General features: G+C 30.6%; 28 protein-coding genes and 1 riboswitch. Of the genes, 11 read left to right on the top strand and 17 right to left on the bottom strand.

Translation table 11 applies throughout. The annotated features are described in order from the left end of the window. Positions 1–132: 132 nt before the first annotated feature. Positions 133–984 carry a DUF368 domain-containing protein gene (locus NSS86_RS02770; protein ID WP_001183854.1) on the top strand — a complete coding sequence of 284 codons (852 nt, stop codon included), beginning with the start codon at positions 133–135 and terminating at the stop codon, positions 982–984. 233 nt (positions 985–1,217) lie between these two features. On the opposite strand, the gene NSS86_RS02765 is transcribed toward NSS86_RS02770, so the two are convergent. The 9 genes from NSS86_RS02765 to NSS86_RS02725 form a co-directional block, all read right to left on the bottom strand. After that, complete coding sequence (locus tag NSS86_RS02765; protein WP_000752917.1) at positions 1,218–1,412, bottom strand: CsbD family protein; 195 nt, start codon at positions 1,410–1,412, stop codon at positions 1,218–1,220. A 353-nt stretch (positions 1,413–1,765) separates the two neighbouring features. Continuing rightward, positions 1,766–2,587: a MetQ/NlpA family ABC transporter substrate-binding protein gene (locus tag NSS86_RS02760; protein WP_000732324.1), complete on the bottom strand. Its 822-nt coding sequence runs from the start codon at positions 2,585–2,587 to the stop codon at positions 1,766–1,768. A 17-nt stretch (positions 2,588–2,604) separates the two neighbouring features. Further along, positions 2,605–3,300, bottom strand: a complete 696-nt coding sequence (locus NSS86_RS02755) for a methionine ABC transporter permease (RefSeq protein WP_000520231.1) — start codon at positions 3,298–3,300, stop codon at positions 2,605–2,607. Beyond that, positions 3,293–4,318, bottom strand: coding sequence for a methionine ABC transporter ATP-binding protein (locus NSS86_RS02750; RefSeq protein ID WP_000571213.1), 1,026 nt, complete (start codon positions 4,316–4,318; stop codon positions 3,293–3,295). The genes NSS86_RS02755 and NSS86_RS02750 overlap by 8 nt, the downstream gene beginning before the upstream one ends. Positions 4,319–4,406: 88 nt before the next feature. Then, a riboswitch (SAM riboswitch) is annotated at positions 4,407–4,510 on the bottom strand. Between the two features lie 57 nt (positions 4,511–4,567). Beyond that, on the bottom strand, positions 4,568–4,864 hold the full coding sequence (locus tag NSS86_RS02745) for a thioredoxin family protein (protein ID WP_001065801.1): 297 nt from the start codon (positions 4,862–4,864) through the stop codon (positions 4,568–4,570). Then, entirely contained in the window at positions 4,857–5,243 is a 387-nt protein-coding gene (locus NSS86_RS02740) for a toprim domain-containing protein (RefSeq protein WP_001018962.1), read from the bottom strand. Before NSS86_RS02740 ends, NSS86_RS02745 begins: the two co-directional genes overlap by 8 nt. A 796-nt stretch (positions 5,244–6,039) precedes the next feature. Continuing rightward, complete coding sequence (locus NSS86_RS02735; RefSeq protein ID WP_000932225.1) at positions 6,040–6,918, bottom strand: YwqG family protein; 879 nt, start codon at positions 6,916–6,918, stop codon at positions 6,040–6,042. 178 nt (positions 6,919–7,096) lie between these two features. Next, a complete protein-coding gene (gene gcvH / locus NSS86_RS02730) occupies positions 7,097–7,477 on the bottom strand; it encodes a glycine cleavage system protein GcvH (protein WP_000290491.1) in 381 nt (126 codons plus the stop codon). 157 nt (positions 7,478–7,634) lie between these two features. Continuing rightward, complete coding sequence (locus tag NSS86_RS02725) at positions 7,635–7,991, bottom strand: arsenate reductase family protein (RefSeq protein ID WP_000589549.1); 357 nt, start codon at positions 7,989–7,991, stop codon at positions 7,635–7,637. A 143-nt stretch (positions 7,992–8,134) separates the two neighbouring features. On the opposite strand from NSS86_RS02725, the gene NSS86_RS02720 reads away from it, so the two are divergent. Further along, on the top strand, positions 8,135–8,455 hold the full coding sequence (locus NSS86_RS02720; RefSeq protein ID WP_001147952.1) for a thioredoxin family protein: 321 nt from the start codon (positions 8,135–8,137) through the stop codon (positions 8,453–8,455). 150 nt (positions 8,456–8,605) lie between these two features. Here NSS86_RS02720 and NSS86_RS02715 read toward each other — a convergent pair whose 3' ends face one another. Then, positions 8,606–9,145, bottom strand: coding sequence for a nitroreductase (locus tag NSS86_RS02715; RefSeq protein WP_000422908.1), 540 nt, complete (start codon positions 9,143–9,145; stop codon positions 8,606–8,608). An 82-nt stretch (positions 9,146–9,227) separates the two neighbouring features. Further along, positions 9,228–9,944, bottom strand: coding sequence for a type I 3-dehydroquinate dehydratase (gene aroD, locus NSS86_RS02710; protein WP_000150011.1), 717 nt, complete (start codon positions 9,942–9,944; stop codon positions 9,228–9,230). 147 nt (positions 9,945–10,091) lie between these two features. Between aroD and NSS86_RS02705 the strand changes: the two genes are divergently transcribed. The 3 genes from NSS86_RS02705 to NSS86_RS02695 all read left to right on the top strand — a co-directional run bounded on the left by NSS86_RS02705 (position 10,092) and on the right by NSS86_RS02695 (position 12,179). After that, positions 10,092–10,514, top strand: a complete 423-nt coding sequence (locus tag NSS86_RS02705) for an organic hydroperoxide resistance protein (protein WP_000974460.1) — start codon at positions 10,092–10,094, stop codon at positions 10,512–10,514. A gap of 398 nt (positions 10,515–10,912) precedes the next feature. Continuing rightward, positions 10,913–11,407 carry a GNAT family N-acetyltransferase gene (locus NSS86_RS02700; protein ID WP_339302329.1) on the top strand — a complete coding sequence of 165 codons (495 nt, stop codon included), beginning with the start codon at positions 10,913–10,915 and terminating at the stop codon, positions 11,405–11,407. Positions 11,408–11,561: 154 nt separating this feature from the next. Beyond that, positions 11,562–12,179, top strand: a complete 618-nt coding sequence (locus NSS86_RS02695) for a LysE/ArgO family amino acid transporter (RefSeq protein WP_000255551.1) — start codon at positions 11,562–11,564, stop codon at positions 12,177–12,179. A gap of 72 nt (positions 12,180–12,251) precedes the next feature. On the opposite strand, the gene NSS86_RS02690 is transcribed toward NSS86_RS02695, so the two are convergent. Further along, entirely contained in the window at positions 12,252–12,833 is a 582-nt protein-coding gene (locus NSS86_RS02690) for a histidine phosphatase family protein (RefSeq protein WP_001140693.1), read from the bottom strand. Between the two features lie 224 nt (positions 12,834–13,057). On the opposite strand from NSS86_RS02690, the gene NSS86_RS02685 reads away from it, so the two are divergent. Beyond that, the gene (locus tag NSS86_RS02685; RefSeq protein WP_000349581.1) at positions 13,058–13,294 is read left to right on the top strand and encodes a hypothetical protein; all 237 of its coding nucleotides are present in this window, start codon (positions 13,058–13,060) and stop codon (positions 13,292–13,294) included. Here the strand turns inward: NSS86_RS02685 and NSS86_RS02680 are convergent. After that, positions 13,291–13,494 carry a sterile alpha motif-like domain-containing protein gene (locus NSS86_RS02680; RefSeq protein WP_000145163.1) on the bottom strand — a complete coding sequence of 68 codons (204 nt, stop codon included), beginning with the start codon at positions 13,492–13,494 and terminating at the stop codon, positions 13,291–13,293. The two genes, NSS86_RS02685 and NSS86_RS02680, sit on opposite strands and share 4 nt — an antisense overlap. A gap of 340 nt (positions 13,495–13,834) precedes the next feature. On the opposite strand from NSS86_RS02680, the gene NSS86_RS02675 reads away from it, so the two are divergent. The 5 genes from NSS86_RS02675 to NSS86_RS02655 all read left to right on the top strand — a co-directional run bounded on the left by NSS86_RS02675 (position 13,835) and on the right by NSS86_RS02655 (position 15,721). Next, complete coding sequence (locus NSS86_RS02675; protein ID WP_001059690.1) at positions 13,835–14,095, top strand: hypothetical protein; 261 nt, start codon at positions 13,835–13,837, stop codon at positions 14,093–14,095. Between the two features lie 28 nt (positions 14,096–14,123). Next, positions 14,124–14,312 carry a hypothetical protein gene (locus tag NSS86_RS02670; protein WP_000052076.1) on the top strand — a complete coding sequence of 63 codons (189 nt, stop codon included), beginning with the start codon at positions 14,124–14,126 and terminating at the stop codon, positions 14,310–14,312. 187 nt (positions 14,313–14,499) lie between these two features. Continuing rightward, a complete protein-coding gene (gene lnsA, locus NSS86_RS02665) occupies positions 14,500–15,069 on the top strand; it encodes a lipoprotein N-acylation protein LnsA (RefSeq protein WP_001106654.1) in 570 nt (189 codons plus the stop codon). Positions 15,070–15,156: 87 nt separating this feature from the next. Then, a complete protein-coding gene (locus NSS86_RS02660; protein ID WP_001004399.1) occupies positions 15,157–15,441 on the top strand; it encodes a hypothetical protein in 285 nt (94 codons plus the stop codon). A gap of 61 nt (positions 15,442–15,502) precedes the next feature. Then, the gene (locus tag NSS86_RS02655) at positions 15,503–15,721 is read left to right on the top strand and encodes a hypothetical protein (protein WP_000005886.1); all 219 of its coding nucleotides are present in this window, start codon (positions 15,503–15,505) and stop codon (positions 15,719–15,721) included. Between the two features lie 491 nt (positions 15,722–16,212). Here NSS86_RS02655 and NSS86_RS02650 read toward each other — a convergent pair whose 3' ends face one another. The 4 genes from NSS86_RS02650 to emp form a co-directional block, all read right to left on the bottom strand. After that, positions 16,213–16,413, bottom strand: a complete 201-nt coding sequence (locus NSS86_RS02650) for a cold-shock protein (protein ID WP_001059082.1) — start codon at positions 16,411–16,413, stop codon at positions 16,213–16,215. 356 nt (positions 16,414–16,769) lie between these two features. Continuing rightward, complete coding sequence (locus NSS86_RS02645) at positions 16,770–17,456, bottom strand: thermonuclease family protein (RefSeq protein WP_000141557.1); 687 nt, start codon at positions 17,454–17,456, stop codon at positions 16,770–16,772. Positions 17,457–17,796: 340 nt separating this feature from the next. Further along, complete coding sequence (locus NSS86_RS02640; protein WP_000824482.1) at positions 17,797–18,318, bottom strand: hypothetical protein; 522 nt, start codon at positions 18,316–18,318, stop codon at positions 17,797–17,799. Positions 18,319–18,652: 334 nt separating this feature from the next. Continuing rightward, on the bottom strand, positions 18,653–19,675 hold the full coding sequence (gene emp / locus NSS86_RS02635) for an extracellular matrix protein-binding adhesin Emp (RefSeq protein ID WP_000728068.1): 1,023 nt from the start codon (positions 19,673–19,675) through the stop codon (positions 18,653–18,655). Positions 19,676–19,789: the final 114 nt, after the last annotated feature.

Raw genomic sequence — 19,789 nt, 5'->3', positions numbered from 1 at the left:
AATGATAATAAGTGCACATAATTTCTCAATGGATTTTATGAATTTAAAATATGTTATCATTTCACTAGGACATTTGTAATATGGTATGATGCTATTTATGATTTTATTCCAATCGTTTGAAAGGAGTTATTCATGCAACAATTTAAATGGATTAATATTCTAAAAGGTTTTGCTATGGGAACGAGTGACTTGGTACCTGGTGTTAGCGGTGGGACTATCGCATTATTGTTAGGTATTTACAATCAATTTATCGCTTCAATTAGCGGCATATTCTCACGACGTTTTTGGCCAAGTTTTACATTTTTAATCCCCATTATAATTGGAATGTTACTGGCAATGGGATCACTAAGTAATCTTTTTAATTATTTATTAAGCCAACACCATATTCCAACTATGTTTTTCTTTGGTGGATTAATCATTGGTATCGTTCCATATTTATTGAAAATTTCTAACTATAAAACGTCATTTACAACTAAACATTACATGATGGTTATAGCTGGTATCGCTATCTTAATTGTTATTACATTAATGAATAATGGTGATAAACATGCTGGAGAAACGCTTACTCTATCAACTGGTCTTATTATTAAATACTTTATTGCAGGTATGTGTGCATCTAGCGCTATGTTACTCCCAGGTATTTCAGGATCATTTATGTTATTAGTATTTGGCGTCTATGGTACGGTCATGCTAGCAATATCTGAAGTTGTTAAACTTAACTTTACCGGTCTTCCTATACTACTTGCAGTCGGATTTGGGGTGCTTGCTGGATTCATTATTTCAAGCAAAATTATCCAGTATTTCCTAACACATCATAAACTAATGACTTTTGCATTAATCATTGGTTTTGTTGTTGGCTCCCTCTTTGCAGTATTTCCAGGTTTACCAACTAATATCGTGATGTGGTTCGTTTCATTAGTAGTATTTATCATCGGTTTTATTGTAAGTTTGACTTTAGGTCGAATTACCGCTGAAAATGAATAATCATTTTAGGGGTGATAAAATATATTCAGTATCTCGTTAATCATATGCAATATATGTCTCGTTTTGTATACATATTATTGGATATCATTAGCGAGTTTTTATTTAGTTTTTTTCTAACATTAAAATAATTATTAATAAATTTTGGTATCCACTTTTTTAATACAAAAACCACCTAGCCGATGGTTATACCGACTAAGTGGCATGTGCAGTGTATTAGGAATAAAAAAGTAAAATTACTCGCCTTTGTTACCTTTTACTTTATCAATAAAATCAGTTGCTTTTTCTTTTGCATTTTCAACGAATTCTTTCGCTTTACCAGAAGCTTTATCTTCTTTACCTTCGTTTTCTAAATTTTTATTATCAGTAACATTACCTACTGTTTCTTTAACATTACCTTTTGCTTGTTCAAATTTACTTTCGTCTGCCATAATAAATGCCTCCTCGGAATAATTAAATGTTATATATAATACTTACCCACTGAAAAATTATCTAAACATTTTACTTAAATAATTTTTGATATTGATTTGACGTCATTTTATAACTAGCGAAATAGATTCATCATTAACTTGAGGGAGTGGGACTGAAATAATAAAGAATCACTAATGATTTATGATGTAGTAGTCACTATCCATGTGAAATTAAAAATAAGAATAAATGAGTAGCACGCATGCATATAGGATTTTACTTTATCCGTAATAGCATCTCATTCCTAAATATCATATAAATACCTGTTTAAATTAAAAAGCCCAGCAACATCACGTTACTGAGCCATTAATATGATTTATTTAGCAGGAATAACTGCACCGTTGTATTTTTCATTAATGAAGTCTTGAATATCTTTAGATTGTAATACTTCAATTAATGCTTTGATTTTCTTATCATCTTGATGTCCTTCTTTAACAGCAATTAAGTTTGCATAAGGATTATCTTTCGCACTTTCTACAGCAATAGAATCTTTTTTAGGATTTAGTTTTTGTTCGATTGCAAAGTTTGAATTAATGATAACAGCATCAGCGTCTTCATTTTGATAAATTTTAGGTAAGAATTCTGCTGATTGTTTATTATTAAACTTAATATCTTTTTTATTCTCTGTAATATCACTAAACTTAGCATCTTCAATTTTTACGCCTTTTTTGATCTTAATTAAACCTGCATCAACGAAGAATTTTAAGAAGCGTCCTTGTTCAGCTGGATTATTAGACACATAAACTGTCGCACCTTTTGGTAATTCTTTTAAACTTTTATACTTTTTAGAGTATACAGCCATAGGTTCTAAGTGAACATCACCGGCACTTACGATTTTGTAACCTTTATCCTTTTTCTCTGTGTTTAAATATGGTGTATGTTGGAAATAGTTTGCGTCAATTTCACCTTTATCTAGTAATTTATTAGGCGTAGTGTAATCGTTAATTGTTTTAATATCTAGGTCATAACCTTTTTTCTCTAATAATGGTTTTGCTTTTTCTAAAATTTCAGCATGTGGTGCTGGTGAAGCACCTACTGTTATTTTCTTATCGTCACTGCCACTTTTGTTTCCATTACCGCAAGCTGCTAATACAACTGCAAATGTTAATACTAAAATAAGACCAAATAATTTTTTCATAAAATGAACCCCCCAATTTATCGTTTATCAAGTTTATTTGTAAGCCAATCCCCAATGAATTGGATTATAAATACAATAATTAAAATAAAAACAGTTGATACTAAAATGACATCATTTTGATTTCGAGTGAAACCTGTTAAGTATGCTAAATTTCCTAAACCACCGGCACCAATTACACCTGCAACTGCTGTTGAACCAACTAAAGCGATTGCTGTAACTGTAATGCCAGACACTAGCGCTGGCATGGCTTCAGGTAAGAGGACTTTACGAATTACTATCCAAGTATTGGCACCCATTGACCAGGCCGCTTCGATGACACCTTTATCAATTTCTTTAAAAGCAATTTCTACGAGCCTTGCATAAAACGGTGCTGCGCCAATAATCAAGGCTGGTAACGCACCTGTCGGACCACTTATCGTTCCAAGTATCAAACTTGTAAATGGAATTAATAATAAAATTAAAATAATAAATGGTATCGCTCTAAATAAGTTAACAATGAAAGAAACGATAGAATAAAATAACCTTGCACCGATAGACTTACCTTTAGCAGACAAGAATAATAACACACCTAAAATAAGACCGAGTATAAATGCAAATATAGTTGAGACGACTGTCATGTATAGTGTTTCGACTATTGCAGTCCAAACTTCTGGCCACTGAATATTAGGCATTGTAATCATTTCATTTATAATTTCACTAAATGATTTACCCATGTCTTAACACCTCCATTTTAACTTGTCGCTCAATTAACTCTTTTTCGAATTTTCCGAAATCTACACTTGAAATATATGGAATATGCAGAACTAAAAAGCCGACTGTTCCATTTTTTGTATTTTTAATATTTGCTTCTAAAATATTAATTTTAATATCATAGGCAGTTGATAGACTCGATACAATAGGCTCGGTTGTTGTTGAACCAGCGAAAACTAATCTAACGATATAAGCATCTTTTTCTAATGGCTCTAATTCTGTTAAAGATGTTTCGAAATCATCATTTAAATCTTCTTTCACAAATCGTTTTGTCACAGTGTGTTGCGGATTTTCAAAAACCTGTGTCACCGGTCCATGTTCTATCACTTTACCACTTTCCATAACTGCAACTTCATCACAAATACGACGAATGACATGCATTTCATGCGTAATTAGTACAATTGTTAAATTTTGTTGTTCTCTAATTTTTAGTAGTAGATCTAAAATTTCATCTGTTGTTTGCGGATCAAGTGCACTTGTTGCCTCATCACAAAGCAAGACCGTTGGATCATTAGCTAACGCTCGTGCAATCCCAACACGTTGCTTTTGTCCACCTGATAACTCTGATGGATAAGCCTTTTCTCTACCTTTTAAACCGACGAGTTCGACAAGTTCTAATGCTTTTTGCTTAGCTCTCCTTCTAGGGACACCTGCAATTTCAAGCGGAAACATAATATTTTTTAACACAGTCCTTGACCATAACAAATTAAAATGTTGGAAGATCATACTTACTTTTTGTCTTTTTGCTCTTAATCCATTTTTGGACAATTGACCTATATGGTCTCCATCTATAATAACTTCACCTGATGTAGGCGCTTCTAAATGATTAAACATTCGAATCAAAGTACTTTTTCCTGCTCCAGAAAAACCAATGACGCCATAAATCGATCCTGCTCGAATCGATAAATTAACGTGATCTACAGCAAGGACTTCTTTATTTTTAGTCCGATATTCTTTAACAACTTCTTTTAATTCAATCACGTTGATTCCTCCCTGTGTTGCTTAATAAAATAAAAAATGCTTTCTCAATATCGATAGAAAAATTGAGAAAGCAATAGTAGTATTGTTTCTCTCATCTTCAAAAGTTAAAACTTTATGTGAATTGGCACCATTTCTATATAAGACGGTTGCCGGGCTTCGTAGGGCACATCCCTCCACCACTCTCGATAAGAGTTTACGCATCATTTAATTTGTATTAATCCTAACACCTTAGTAAAATTTCGTCAATAACTATTTTAAATTTTCTAACAAATCAGTCACCGATTTAAATGCATAAATTCGTTTTACTTCTTTATCTTTATTCATCAACAATAAAATCGGCGTAGACATGATTTGCATATCTTTACAAAACTGAGGATAAAAGTTTAAATCTATTTTCAATAATGGTAACTGCAATATTTCATTAGCAATGTCTAACATTCTTTCTGAAACCTTACAAGTACCACACGTTGGTGTATAACCAAAGATTAAATGTTTGTCTTCCTCATAAAATGTAGTTACATCTTTGATGTCTAATGAATTATTCATTTACTAAAACTAACCTTTCATTATTTATATTCGGTAAAAGAGGTGTTTCTTTCTTACAAGTAAAGCCATGTTTTGAAAGTACATGCGCCAAATATTGTTTGGGGCAATTCGCAACTTGACAGTAAGTTTTATCAATAAATATATGTTCACTTTCACTCAAATAACGTTTAAACCAATTTCTAATTCGATCTCCTTCGTCATCAGAATCGGCTAATACAAAAACTTGTTTATCATACAGTGATTCTATCATATCATCAAGCTTATCTATACTCATTGTTCCATGAGTACAAATAATATTGACTGGTTCTGCAATAACCTGTTGCACCCTTTTTTTATCAGATTTTCCTTCAACAATTATCACTTTATTTACAATAGCCATCATCATCACCCTTTAAAATCAATAAACATCTGTCACTGTATCATTTCACAAAATTGGTATGAATAAAACATAAATCACAAAAAATTTAAACTAGCTTAATATAATAATTACAAACTCAATGTTTGACTAGCTGGAACATTTAACATAAGCAGACAAAGGCTAAGTCAAAAATCAACATCCTAAAATCTACAATGTTATATTAACAATAGTTAACCAAAAGAAAATACACCTATAACAAACTTTTCAATTATAGCGGGGCCCCAACACAGAAGCTGATGGTAAGTCAGCTTACAATAATGTGCAAGTTGGCGGGGCCCCAACACAGAAGCTGGCGGAAAGTCAGCTTACAATAATGTGCAAGTTGGGGGGGCCCAACATAAAGAAATACTTTTTCTTTAGAAATTAGTATTTCTTATGCATGAGTTTTACTCATGTATTCCTATTTTTAAATACACATTAGCTGTGGCTTATGAAAACAGGCTGGGACATAAATCAATGTTCTATGCTCTACGAAGTTATATTGGCAGTAGTTGACTGAACGAAAATGCGCTTGTAACAAGCTTTTTTCAATTCTAGTCAGGGGCCCCAACACAGAGAATTTCGAAAAGAAATTCTACAGGCAATGCAAGTTGGGGATGGGCCCCAACAAAGAGAAATTGGATTCTCAATTTCTACAGACAATGCAAGTTGGGGTGGGACGACGAAATAAATTTTGCGAAAATATCATTTCTGTCCCACTCCCTAGATTGATCTATAGATACTACACTTATTAAAGTAATATATTTTTATGATTCTCTTAGCTGCAATCCCATGAATACATGTAATCATCAAACTTCATAGCCTCAAGGTCAGTAGATTTCACTAAGATATTGGCAATACCTAAATCACCCCATATAATCGAAGAATTACCATCTCTTGTAGAATCAATTTGCAGTAAGACTCTATCATACATTTTCAGTTCTTGATCGTTCGTTCTTGGATCTATTTGGTCAAAATATGGATAACCACCAAGTTGATTAAATGGCTCCTTAGCAGTAAATGTGTTACACACAGGTTCCATTAATTCATCATATCCACCAAACATCGATTTTAGCGCGAAGGATGGATTGACTTTATTCCACAATGCAAGCACGTCCTCATCGTACTTATAATCAGTACATGTAATAGTTTGTTTCGACAATCTAAATTCTATAGAAAATGCTCCACTGAACGGGATATCCTCATTATCAGCATCTAATGACTTCAAATGCACTTGAATATTTTCGAGTGATAAATCTGTAATTGGCTCTTTTATATAAACAAGCCTTGAGTTTATATTGTTTCCCTTTAAATTTTCAGACATACCATACATTTGATCTTCTGAACTAATCCAAAACTGCAATATCCCTTCATTTACAGGAAATAATTCTTGTTGTTCTGGAAGATCATTCAAATTAATCTGTGCTAACAATACCATTGGTACATTATTTTCATCTAATGGTATATCTTTAAAAGATTTTAAAAATGGCATTCCACCAATCTTACTCTGGCTTAAAGTTTCTTCTTGCATCTCTTTTAAATCCATTTCAATACATGGTAGTACTGGTAAATTACCGTTTTCTACAGATTCTACGAAACGGTTATATGCTTTTTGCTCCTTTTTAGAAAGATGACTAACGTCTTGAATGTTTAGCATATTAACTTCCCCCAATTTTTATTTTTAAAATAGCTAAATTCATTATTTTCATCATTCTTGAATAATAAAATGTAGCAATACTCCAAATAATAGTGCCTAATAAATTTTCTTTCATATTATTTACTTACTCAGACTAAAAATAAACTCCTCAATCTTAGATTAAGGAGTTACACGGTGATTATTCACCAATCATTTCTGAATATTTTTCAGCTGTTAATAAAGCTTCAAGCTGACTTTCATCACTAATTTCTACTTTTACCATCCATGCTTTTTCGTATGGAGATTCATTTACAAATTCGGGACTATCTTCTAGTTCTTCGTTGACTTCAACTACTTTACCAGAGATTGGTGCATATAATTCTGATACAGTTTTAACTGATTCTACGCTACCAAACGTATCCCCTTCATTAATTTCATCATCTGTTTCTGGTAATTCAACGAAAACAATATCACCTAACTCGCTTTGTGCGTATTCTGTGATTCCAATTGTTGCTACATTACCTTCAACTTTAACCCATTCATGCTCTTTTGAATATTTCAATTCATTTGGTACTGCCAAGAGAATCCCCTCCTAATTAATCTTTACATCATTAATGATGCCATAAGGCTAGATGCTATTCAACTATATTTATAAAAATTAACAATTGTATAGCTTATTTCATTTTACATGTAATGAATCTAAATATCGAGATATTTAGTAAACGTTTACATTTCACTTACGCTAACCAAGTCTCTTTATATTGATCTTCTTTAAATCCTAATGTTATCTTATCGCCCATTACTGCTAGAGGACGCTTTACTAACATACCATCAGATGATAACAACTCTAACTTTTCATCATCTGATAAAGTTTGTAATTTATTTTTCAAATCAAGCTCACGATATTTCGCACCGTGTGTATTAAACAATTTATTAATTTCTACGCCTGTATTTGCAATTATTGTTTTAAATTCATTTATTGTAGGTGTATGTTGAACGATATCAATTGGTTCATAACTTACGCCATATTCATCTAAAAACTTTGCTGCCTTTTTACAAGTTGTACAATTCTTATATTGGTAAAATTTAATCATGCGACTGCAACCTCCTTTATGTATTTAAAATAAATATATCATTTTCCATAGCAAAAGGCTTTCATTTTGAAGCTAAAATTTTTTATTATGATATAAATTTAGCTATAATAAAAATTATTAAACTATCTAGAGGAGTTGTTACAATGCAAGCAATCAAAAGTAATGAATCATTTAAATCTATAATTAATAGCGATACACCTGTAATTGTTAAATTTGAGGCAGGATGGTGCCCAGACTGTCGTGCTATGGATTTATGGATTGACCCAATCGTAGAACAATATAATGATTACCAATGGTATACTGTTAATCGTGATGAATTAGAAGATGTAGTTGTTGAAAATGAAGTTATGGGTATCCCTAGCTTGCTAGTATTTAAAAACGGCGACAAAATTGCACACCTTCATTCAGCAAATGCTAAGTCACCTGAACAAGTTGAATCATTTTTAGCAGAAACTTTTAAATAAATACTAAAATACAAATGTGTATATACTTCACAATAAAAAGCTGAGACTGTGATTGTACCGACTCTAGTAAATTAGATTAAATCTCTAACTCGATAGATGTCCATCAATTCATGTCTCAGCTTTTATTAATGTTTTCTATAATTATACATATTAATATAATGTAATTAAGTTTCTATTTTTACGTGGTGCTTTAGGCATATCTTCTTCTAAATCCGTTAAATATAAGAATCCAGCAAGAACTTCATCTTTCTTTATACCAAGTGTTTTTCTTACTTTAGGATCATAGATATATAATGGCGATTTCCAACATGTACCTATCCCCGCTTCATAAAGTAACAACATAAGATTTTGTGCATATGCACCAAATGCAAAGTAGTTTTCATCATTTTGACGTTGTCTTGGATCTGTTTTTAAAATAAGCAATAACATGCCACCTAGTTTCGTTACTGCATCATAATGACATTGTTGCTTATCTAATTCATTAGGAAATGCAAATTTAGAAATATCCTTACTCATATCTCCTAATCTGTCTTTCGGAACATGCACAACTCTCCATGGTTCCCTCATTCCGTGATTTGGAGCATCAGCAGCTTTCTCAATTGCTTGATATAGCAATGCGTCATCTATGTGCATATCTCTTTTAAATTTTTTCACACTTCTTCTATTAGCTATTGCTTGTTGTAATTCCATCTAAAATCGCTCCTCCACGAACAATGATAATACTTCTCAATTATAAGACAGCACTTACACAAAAGCAACCTAATTCATTTTATTAGTATAAAGTCACTTGTGCTTTTAAATCAGTAACATCAATCTGTCCTGGAGCTTGTGGTTCTCCGATACAACCATAAGTCAATGCACCACCAAAAACGCCTTGAGCCGTTCTACTTATTAGTCCAAGTTTAGACATTGAAATACCAACAACTTTGCAGTCCATAGTATCTGAAAATGTAGACATTGCCTGCAATAAATTTAACACATCATTTTTATTATGTGGCATTACTGCTAATTTAACGTATTCTGGGTTGAATTTTTGCATTTTAAAAAATATAAATTGCAATTCATCTAATGGAGGCGTACTTTCGAAATTATGATGTGATATAACCACCTCTTTATTATACTGTTGCAAGTGTTTAATGATTCGTTGATGTTTTTCAATGTCAATATCTGCTTGCCATTCTATATCAATCATATCTATGCCATTGATATTTGCTAAGTCTGATATTAAATTAAGATACAAGTCATTTATAAATTGCCCATAGCCACCTTGTAACTTTGTACGATACGTAACTAATAATTTGAATGAATCTTGCATAACCTTCAGCTTTGTAATCATTTCTGCCACTTGATCAACTGTGACATTTTCAATTTGATCAATTCGTAATTCTAATACGTCTATTGCATCAATACGATGATTAATTTTTTGAATTAAAGTTTCTTCGATAGATAATTGTGGCGCGATAGTCGCTACTACTTCCACATGTGTCATAGTAAATCCCTCATTTCAGATACTCATTATTTTTATTGTAAACAACAACTTTTTATCCTTCAATCAAACAATGCTATAAATGAAAATGATTAAGGTATTTTCGAATGGGTAAAGCATAAATGTATTTTAAATTAGGAGGTTATAAGAATGGCAATACATTATGAAACTAAAGCGACGAATGTTGGCGGACGTAAAGGACATGTTTATACTGATGATCGAGCGTTAGATATTGATATCGTTCCGCCTGCTCAAGCAGATGGTAAAGCTACTAACCCCGAACAATTATTTGCAGCAGGTTATGCATCTTGCTTCAACGGTGCTTTCGACCTAATTTTAAAGCAAAACAAAGTGCGTGATGCTCATCCAGAAGTAACACTAACAGTGAGACTAGAAGATGATTCAGACTCAGAAAGTCCTAAATTAAGTGTTTCAATTGATGCGACAATTAAAAATGTTATATCTCAAGAAGAAGCTGAAAAATATTTACAAATGGCTCATGAATTTTGTCCATATTCAAAAGCGACTCAAGGAAATATTAATGTCGATTTAAATGTAAATGTTGTAGATTAGCATTAACTTAAAGAGATTATTCAACGTTATTAATAAAATTCACATAAAATTCAAATTTGCCAACCAAAAATTTTTGGTTGGTTATTTTTTCTATTCGTGACTGAAATTTCTGGCAATATTTAACTGAAAATGATTGTCCCTTAGTCATCATAAATGTGACCGGTTCCAATACTGGCTTGACTTCTTCGCATAACGTCTCCAAATAAAAGTCCAGTGTCGATCAATAACCAATTCCATAATTTCCTGAACTTAAAAATAAATATAATTAAATTGATAATCCATTTACAAGAATGTGCATATAAATCAGTGATTGCAAAATTTTAATAAACATTTTAATATGTAATTAAGAAATTTTTTTAGTACAAAATCTTTCTTAATAATGATTAAGGAGGTCAGTAATGATTGAAATTAAAACATTAACGAATAATGATTTTAATGAGTATAAGAGACTTGTTTCGACAGTCAATGAAGAATTCACTCAAGATTCACATTATAGTCAAACAATGACTGACACCTTAATACATGACATTTTAAATCAAGGTTCACCGAAATGTATTGTATTTGGCTATTATGAAAACGAAACACTTATCGCAACAGCTGCCTTAGAACAAATTCGATACGTTGGAAAAGAACATAAATCATTAATTAAATACAACTTTGTTACTAATAACGATAAATCGATTAATAGCGAGCTCATTAATTTCATTATTAATTATGCACGGCAGAACAATTACGAATCTTTACTTACATCAATTGTGTCAAACAACATAGGTGCTAAAGTTTTCTATAGTGCACTAGGATTCGACATTCTTGGTTTTGAGAAAAATGCAATTAAAATCGGAAATACCTATTTCGATGAACATTGGCTTTTTTATGATTTGATTAATAAGTAATACAGTTTTATATATTCTACATTTCTCATAAATTCAAATCATATAGGTTCTATTTTTCATACAACTACTCTACTATTGAGTAGTTGTTTTTTATTTGATATGATAACAATAAGTTTTTTCAGAATATTCTATGTTTTAGGGGTGTCAAAACTTAATGGTAACCGCAATTATTCATGGATTTATCTTAGCGATTGGTCTAATTTTACCTTTAGGTGCACAAAATGTATTTATTTTTAACCAAGGAGCTAATCAACCAAAATATAGATATGTATTGCCTGCAATAATTACAGCCGGGTTGTCAGACAGCTTACTTATTATTATTGCAGTGGTAGGAGTATCTATCATTATTATGTCTTTACCTGTACTTCAAGCAATTATTTATATAGTTGGTTTAATTTTCTTGATGTATATGGCTTGGACCATTTGGCATGATAAACCCTCAACAGATGGAGAAGCTCAAATTATATCTCCAATGAAACAAGTAAGTTTTGCTTTATCAGTTTCATTACTCAATCCACATGCTATTTTAGATACAATTGGTGTAATTGGTAGTAGTGCTGCATTATATAGTGGCAGCAATAAAATTGCGTTTACAATCGCTTGTATTAGCGTTTCATGGTTATGGTTCTTTTTACTCGCAATTTTAGGAAAAATGGTTGGATCAATTGATAAAACTGGAAAATTATTAACAATAATCAATAAAATATCAAGCATAATAATTATTATTGTTGCTCTAATGATATTACAAAAACTTATTCAATTATTATTCTAAAGCGTTATGTAGTTGTATTTTAAAAGCGTTATACAAAAGACATACTTGTGTCTATGTATAACGCTTTATTTATTATAAATTTGGATCAATTAACTCAACAAATTTAAATGTTCCATTGTCATATTCAAATTTCAGGATATTACAATTACCGATATTATGCTTTAATGCTTCATCTAGTTTAAGGCAATATCTTAAAAATACTCCCATTATTGTTCCATGACTCACGACTAATGCATTATTCTTTGTTTGAGACATAATGTCATGTAAAGTTTTCACAATGCGTTCTTCAACTTGTTGCCTTGCCTCTCCTTTGAAAGGAACAATTCGATCTCCGAATAAGTCCTCAGGCTTGTATAGATTATCAAATAGATAGACTGACTCACCTTCAAATATTCCAAAATGCCATTCCTTCAGTCCCTTAAAACGTTGATACGATTGGTTAGGTGCAACATTTTCAAGTGTGTCACTTGCGCGTTCTTGCGTTGATGATGCATATAAATCGAAGTTTATCCCCTTAGTTTCATAATAACTACGTGCCTTTTGAGCTTGAGCAATTCCAAGTTCTGTTAGCGGCGAATCTCCAAATCCCTGAATTAGTCCCTTAAAATTAAACAAAGTTTGTCCGTGGCGCATTAAATATAACGTTTTAGCCAACAATAACACCTCTTCAATAAAAAGTATTGATAGCTCAAAATGTATTCTCTTTTTATTAAAATGAGTACCAAATATATTAAACCATTATTTAAACTTTTTCGGTAGCGAAAACCTTTGCTTTTGATGTACATTTTTTTCATAAGTAATGATGATTTTAGTTTAAAAGATAATGTGACGGGGTAAAACGCAATGAAGAGTACAGAATTTTAAAGGAGTGAGTGTTTATGGATCATCATAATCAATGTAATTATGTGAATCCACAAAATGTTTCACTTGACTGGGAATGTTTTATAATTAGTAAAAGTGAAATGTTGTTAGATGGTGTACCAAATGAACTTATCAACACTTGGTTAGATAAAGACATTATTACACCATTTTCGATAAGAAATGATGAAATAAACTTTAAAACAAAAGATATTTGGGATGCACTAATACATCATAATTGGTACTACTCAAATTAATTTGCCATATATAAGCTAATAGCTCTATTTGTAGTTTCAATTAATTGATGATCTGTGTAATTAGACATCACATATGCTCTAATTACTTGGTGTCTTTCTTCTAATCGAGGGAATGCTTTATCTTCACTAACGTGTTCGGCCAATATACCAAATGGTGTGTTATCATTTTGAAAACCCATGATGAAATTGTAAAACGTCATAAGACTTGCCCCCTTCATTTATTAAGCGCTATTTAAAGTGTTATTATTAATCTTATCAGAAAACTAGTATTTGTAAATGTGCAAAAGTGATTTTGCACATTTTTTTGATATCTGATTCTAAAAATATTAACGAATTATACAACTTTAAGAGTTTTTAGTATGTAAATATTCTTTTCATATTAATACTATACATCCCTATATATGCTCACTTGTTTGAATTAATAAACTTTAGCATTCTACAAATAATATTTTAAAAATAACTATACTTTTTATTTACCTATTGGAAAATAGTGTTATCATATTTATTAAGAAGCTATTTTTATACTAGTAGGTGTCAGTCATGAATAACATTTTGTTAAATGCTATCAATATAGTTATTACTACCACTTTTGTTATCTTTAATATTTTAATCACATATAATAAAGATTTAGATGATTTATGTTGGCTCCTGCCTGGTATTATCATTTGTGGTGTGATACTCATCGTATCCTTTACCATTGCAATGATAACTAAAAACTGGTTAAGTGAAATATTATTTTTTATAAATATCGTACTCGTTCTCTATTACATTTATCCTATTTTTTATAGTTTTATAGGTTAATAATTACGGTATATAAGGAGGGTTTCACATGTCTTTACATTTTGCAATTCTGTTTTGGCTAGCATTAATTTTCTTAGTTGCCGCTACGTTTATACTCGTATTAATGAAAAAAACTGGCAAAGAATCTAAAAAAGAGTCCTATTTAAGTTTCACTGTCATTCTCTATATTTTTGGATTCGCTATATTAATATACACATTTATATTTGGTGTGCTATAAATGAAATTCATTTTATATCCAGTCTGAAACGTCTCAATGATGTTTCAGACTGTTTTTTATTCTTAATAGACATTTCACACTCTCATACTTTAATATTTAAGATATGTTTTAGTCTTACAAGCTTATTAAAGATTACAATTCTAATTTAAGACTATTTACATATATTTCTTCAACAAGGAGCTTTTAAGTGAACTATATTAAACGAACGATAATTTTACTTATATTATTCGTTGTCGTATCCCCTATAAACTCACCAAAAACAATTGCAGATAATAAGTATTCAGAAATTCAAGATGACAAATTCCAATTACAACCTGGTGATATTATTGTTACAAAAGGCCCTGTCATGTGGGGATTTTTTGGTCATTGTAGTATCGCGATTGATGATAAAACGATTTTACAAATTGAGGGGCCTGGCGACAAACCAACTACACAATCCTTCGAATCTTTTAAATATAATTATGCAAGTGGCAAAAATGATTGGATGAAAGTTTATCGTTGCAGCTATCCTGGTGCAGGTAAAAAAGCGGCTGAATGGGTTAAGAAAAACTATGAAAATACAAATCATCGTTATCTAGTTACATTAAATTTGAACAGCAAAAAATTTACGTATTGTACTAAAATTATCTACCAAGCTTATAAATTTGGTGTAAGTGAAAAATCAGTTAAAAGTTATGGACTACATATTATTTCACCCTATGCAATTAAAGATAATTTTATAGATCCATACAAACTAAGGCTTGTAAAAGCTTATTAACACAGTTTCATCAAATAGTTAAATTAGTTTGTGTTTTGCAATAAATTGGGTATAGATTACAAATGATATTTCAGGAGGCCCAATATTTTGAATGAACTAACTAAAGAACAAAAGTATACAATAGCTAAATTTTACAAATTATATATTGAACGTTCGAATAATGGAGAAACAGAAACAGTCGCTAACTTTTTTGGCGATGCTAAAGATGCACGTGAAAACTATTTTTGCGATCGTGATTATCAAGACTTCTTAACTAACTGCCAAATTTTAATTCAAAACAAATACTTAACTGGTGAAATTTTGGACGATAACATTTACAATATTTCTATTTTAAACAAGACATTTATTGAATTTGAACAAAATTTTGGTTGAACATGAATGTCTCAACTATAAACTTTTTAACCCTATTTTAAAGCAGGAGTGAAAAACATACATGAGTGAATGGCATATTAATAATCAATCTACAAAACCTTTTTTAATACAACAAGCGGAAAAGCAATTGTCTATTGTTAAACCATTGCCTAATGGTAGCTTCCAAATACTCACAGAAATAAATTTGGAGAATGGCAATATTAGTAACATCGATCATTCTTTACTTGTTTCAGTAGACCCCAAAGCATTAGAAATAAGTATATTTGACGCTGTAAATTAAACGCAATATTTTTATTTAATTATTTTAATGTTTCGCCTTTTAAATGAAAACAAGATTACTGAATTATTATGAGATTTTAAAAACAATAAATATTCTCAATAATTAATCAGTCTTAATAAAAAATTAACAAAAAGTTGATTAGTTAAATTATTAATTAAGTAGTAAGATATTATGCGATGTGGTATCCTATTATTGTTAAACATTTTGAGTGTTTAACATTACTTCTTGTTATCGCCATATACAGACTTTAATTCTCGTCATTATTAAAGTTCTGTATTGGCGCTTTTTTTATTCAAAATCAAAAGTCGGACAGATGAAAAGTAAAAAACTTTTCCATCAATTCGATTTATTATAGAACCATTATATATTGTTAGATCTCCACAATTTATTGGACAAAAAAATAACGGCTAGTGCTTTTACCACACCAACTGTTATCGATTTAAAGCATAAAAAAACAGCCCTATAATAAGGACTGTTTGAATAAGTTAAAATTACATTTTAACTACGTTTGCAGCTTGCTCGCCACGGTCGCCTTCAACGATGTCGAATTCAACTTTTTGGCCTTCTTCTAATGATTTGTATCCATCTTCAGCTATTGCTGAGAAGTGTACGAATACGTCGCTACCATCTTCTCTTTCGATGAAACCAAAACCTTTTTCTGCATTAAACCATTTAACTGTACCGTTATTCATATTGAATACCTCCGTCGTGCTTTTGCACTAAATATTTTGTAACAAATTCATAAATGAAAAGGAGAATATTCTATATAAATAACTCACATTTTTCTTCACGCTCTTTATTACTTAACTTTCATTATACACTTTTAAATATAGAAGTAAAGCATTATTTTATTTTCTGTGATAATACACATTGAACTATATAGTAACATTCCATTTTAATACTAAATTTAAAATTTTTATTTTCTAATATTAAATACACTTGCTTTTGATACTATTTACTTTTTTAATTCTGAATTGATAATAAATCATATCGTGATCTAAAAATTATAAAAGGGCCACTAGCAGCAGTGACACTTTTACAATGAGCATTATTGACCTGAATCAGCGTTGTCTTCGCTCCAAATATTTAATTTCTCTTTTTTCGCTTGTGCTTCACTTTTTCTTAAAAGTTGTTCATGTGTATTGTTAGGTTTATAAACATAAGCAACTTTAGCCAAGCCTTGACGAACTAAAGCTTCGTTTACCATTTTTCCATCAGCATAAATATACGCTAAGCCACGTCCATATTTATCAGTTCTTTGACCTTTGTCAAACTCGACTTCAATTTTATTTGCATTTTCTACCATTTTTTTCGTAAATGCACTTGCTTCAGGGCCATATTTCTCTACACCTTTTTTAGGATGCTTTGTTTCAGGTGTATCAACTAATAATAGTCTGAATGTCATTGGTTGACCTTTGTACATTAATTTAACCGTATCACCATCAATCGCTTTAATTAATGTCGCAGGTTCTTTATGTAATTTTTTAGTTGAAGTTGCACTATATACTGTTGGATCTTCAGAACCACTTCTATTTACGCCGTTATCTGTTTGTGATGCATTTGCTGAGCTACTTAGACTTGAAACTACAACTAAAGTTAACACTAAGCAACTAGTAGCGAAAAAGAAAAACCTCTTTGCGTATTGCCCTTTCGAAACATTACTGATAGCCATCCCTATAAGTAATATTGAAACAATTGCCATACATATGCCAGCACTTAATAAGTATTCTGTCATAACTAACACCTCTTTCTTTTTAGTTAATTTTAATATTAAACGTTAATTAATTATAATTCTACATTTTTACAATTAATTAATAAAAATTTAATAATTATAATAAAATAACTATACTTACTTTTATGTATTTTCTATATTTTAGGTGTCAGAACTTATATATTTAGCCTTATTTGTAAAATTAAAAAGCCTACAACATGAATCGTTGCAGACTATCATATCGAGACAAAGAGGTTTATTAGCGTCTCTATATCTATGCGGAATTTGAAAAGATTATTTATTATATTTACGGGGATAAATTGTCATTTAAAAACGAGATGTATAACTTATAATTTACTTTGGATTAGCGTTTTTCAGTTTTCTCTATTTTATTATTCACTTTATCAATTTGTTTATTTAAATAATTTTGGTGAGACTGACTAAGTGTACTTACTTTTGCAGTTGCCTTAGCGAGATCTTCATAGCTTTGTGTATCTTTATAATCGTTAATTAAGCTTTGTGCTTCTTTAACATGATCACGTCTAATAACGCGTTTGTCACGGTCTGTGAAATGTGATGAGTCAATTTCACTATAACCATATAACCAACCTTTTTTAATACCTGTTTGATTAGTATGTAAATCATATTCTATGTAGTTGTCATTAGATAGTGCTTTTAATTTATTTAATTGACTCTTTTCTACTATTGAAAATTTCTCCTCAGTAGTAATTTCAGTATGGGTTTGTAAAATATTTTTATTATCCGAATCTTTTACAACAAAATTAGTTTCAACACTCTCTGTCACTAATGCGTTTGCGTGATTAGAATGCCATAATTGAGTTGCACAAATTACACCCATTGTTAGTACTAGTACTTTCCTTTTCATTTATTTATGCTCCCTTATTTGCTTTGATTGTAAAACCGACTTTTTCACCCTGTTTTCTTCGCCATTGAAAATTATATACCAATATTTTAGAAACAATAATTAACTTGCGATGAACAAACTATTAACAATAATCTTGAGTCTTATATTTATCTTAATTAATAATATATTTATTTAAGATTATGTTACTTCCAACTTTCAAAGTAGAAAAACGGTATAATTTGTTGATGGGTGTTTATTGATAAACTGCAAAAAATACAGCCTACAACCACATAGATTGTAGACTATATTTAAAATAATAGGTATTTATCATATCTCGTAAACTTAGTGCCAATTTTTATACTCGTGGTGCTGGTAAGCTACCCTTAAATTCAGGAACGTAGTGTGTAGGGCTATAACTTGGAACAGCATATTGATAATTTACATTTTTGATATTTAATGATGGTTTCCCAATTTTATAACCATTTGATTGTGAAAATGAGAAATATTTCTTCACACCTTTAACTACTTTATAAGAATAGAAGTATTTATAGTCATATGCTTTATTTACTTTAGCATTTTGATGTGTTGCTGTTGTGTTATTTTGGAAACTTGGTACATGCATACGATGTGAATTGTGACCATATGGTGGAATTACCTTGAAACTATTTATTTGTGGCACAACACAAAAGTGATTAATTTTAATGCTAGCATGCCCTGGTGTAACAAATTTATGCGCGTGATATCCAGGAACTGCAAAATGATGCTTGATAATTAAAGATTGAGATGGATGTGTATATCTAGGCGATTCTGATGGTTTAACAATAAAGTGTTTATTAATAGAATCCTTTGCATGATTTACATGTTTATGTACATGTGTTGATTTGTATGAAGTAATAACTTTCTTGTAGTGGGTTTGCGTAGTAATGAAGTGGTGGTTTACTTTGTTTTGCGTAATAAATCTATTTACTTCTGGGCCTTTAGCAACAAAATGCTTATCAACTTGTTGTGAAGCTGGATTGTTTGTTGCTACATTCACGCGATTATTGATTTCTTTGTACTCTGGTACAATGTTTCCTAACTTTGATTCTGGTACGGCAAAGTTTTTATCTACAATTTTACTAGCTGCCGATGAATCTACAATCTTATTCAATTTGTCTTCAGAAACTACAAAGTTTTTATTGTCAGTTAAATTACTAACATTTACTTTTGGCGAATTCTTAAATTCATCGTAAGCTGGAATAATTTTATTAATTCCTGATTCTGGAACTACAAATTTTTTGTCAACACTCTCTGTCACTGATGCTTTAGCGTGATTTGAATTGATAAGTTGTGTAGCAAATAGCGTGCTCATAGTTAAAACTAATAATTTCTTTTTCATCTGTTATTTCTCCTTTATATAGACTCAATATTATAACCAATATAATTTCCCTGTTATATTCACTAACAGCATTATATACCAGAATTTTCAGTATAATAATTAACTTGAAGTAAA

This window comes from Staphylococcus sp. FSL W8-0056, assembly GCF_037963075.1.
Taxonomy (GTDB): domain Bacteria; phylum Bacillota; class Bacilli; order Staphylococcales; family Staphylococcaceae; genus Staphylococcus; species Staphylococcus aureus.
This window is presented reverse-complemented; position numbering and strand designations above follow the sequence as displayed.

Excerpts from the sequence above, each read along its gene's own strand:
- NSS86_RS02640 (WP_000824482.1), bottom strand. The coding sequence starts at position 18,318 with ATGAAAAGGAAAGTACTAGTACTAACAATGGGTGTAATTTGTGCAACT.
- emp (WP_000728068.1), bottom strand. The coding sequence starts at position 19,675 with ATGAAAAAGAAATTATTAGTTTTAACTATGAGCACGCTATTTGCTACA.
- NSS86_RS02655 (WP_000005886.1), top strand. The coding sequence starts at position 15,503 with ATGAGTGAATGGCATATTAATAATCAATCTACAAAACCTTTTTTAATA.
- NSS86_RS02695 (WP_000255551.1), top strand. The coding sequence starts at position 11,562 with ATGGTAACCGCAATTATTCATGGATTTATCTTAGCGATTGGTCTAATT.
- NSS86_RS02650 (WP_001059082.1), bottom strand. The coding sequence starts at position 16,413 with ATGAATAACGGTACAGTTAAATGGTTTAATGCAGAAAAAGGTTTTGGT.
- NSS86_RS02720 (WP_001147952.1), top strand. The coding sequence starts at position 8,135 with ATGCAAGCAATCAAAAGTAATGAATCATTTAAATCTATAATTAATAGC.
- aroD (WP_000150011.1), bottom strand. The coding sequence starts at position 9,944 with ATGACACATGTGGAAGTAGTAGCGACTATCGCGCCACAATTATCTATC.
- NSS86_RS02715 (WP_000422908.1), bottom strand. The coding sequence starts at position 9,145 with ATGGAATTACAACAAGCAATAGCTAATAGAAGAAGTGTGAAAAAATTT.
- NSS86_RS02675 (WP_001059690.1), top strand. The coding sequence starts at position 13,835 with ATGAATAACATTTTGTTAAATGCTATCAATATAGTTATTACTACCACT.
- NSS86_RS02685 (WP_000349581.1), top strand. The coding sequence starts at position 13,058 with ATGGATCATCATAATCAATGTAATTATGTGAATCCACAAAATGTTTCA.
- NSS86_RS02725 (WP_000589549.1), bottom strand. The coding sequence starts at position 7,991 with ATGATTAAATTTTACCAATATAAGAATTGTACAACTTGTAAAAAGGCA.
- NSS86_RS02705 (WP_000974460.1), top strand. The coding sequence starts at position 10,092 with ATGGCAATACATTATGAAACTAAAGCGACGAATGTTGGCGGACGTAAA.
- NSS86_RS02765 (WP_000752917.1), bottom strand. The coding sequence starts at position 1,412 with ATGGCAGACGAAAGTAAATTTGAACAAGCAAAAGGTAATGTTAAAGAA.
- NSS86_RS02700 (WP_339302329.1), top strand. The coding sequence starts at position 10,913 with ATGATTGAAATTAAAACATTAACGAATAATGATTTTAATGAGTATAAG.
- NSS86_RS02755 (WP_000520231.1), bottom strand. The coding sequence starts at position 3,300 with ATGGGTAAATCATTTAGTGAAATTATAAATGAAATGATTACAATGCCT.
- NSS86_RS02645 (WP_000141557.1), bottom strand. The coding sequence starts at position 17,456 with ATGACAGAATACTTATTAAGTGCTGGCATATGTATGGCAATTGTTTCA.
- NSS86_RS02735 (WP_000932225.1), bottom strand. The coding sequence starts at position 6,918 with ATGCTAAACATTCAAGACGTTAGTCATCTTTCTAAAAAGGAGCAAAAA.
- NSS86_RS02680 (WP_000145163.1), bottom strand. The coding sequence starts at position 13,494 with ATGACGTTTTACAATTTCATCATGGGTTTTCAAAATGATAACACACCA.
- NSS86_RS02745 (WP_001065801.1), bottom strand. The coding sequence starts at position 4,864 with ATGAATAATTCATTAGACATCAAAGATGTAACTACATTTTATGAGGAA.
- NSS86_RS02770 (WP_001183854.1), top strand. The coding sequence starts at position 133 with ATGCAACAATTTAAATGGATTAATATTCTAAAAGGTTTTGCTATGGGA.
- NSS86_RS02740 (WP_001018962.1), bottom strand. The coding sequence starts at position 5,243 with ATGGCTATTGTAAATAAAGTGATAATTGTTGAAGGAAAATCTGATAAA.
- NSS86_RS02670 (WP_000052076.1), top strand. The coding sequence starts at position 14,124 with ATGTCTTTACATTTTGCAATTCTGTTTTGGCTAGCATTAATTTTCTTA.
- NSS86_RS02760 (WP_000732324.1), bottom strand. The coding sequence starts at position 2,587 with ATGAAAAAATTATTTGGTCTTATTTTAGTATTAACATTTGCAGTTGTA.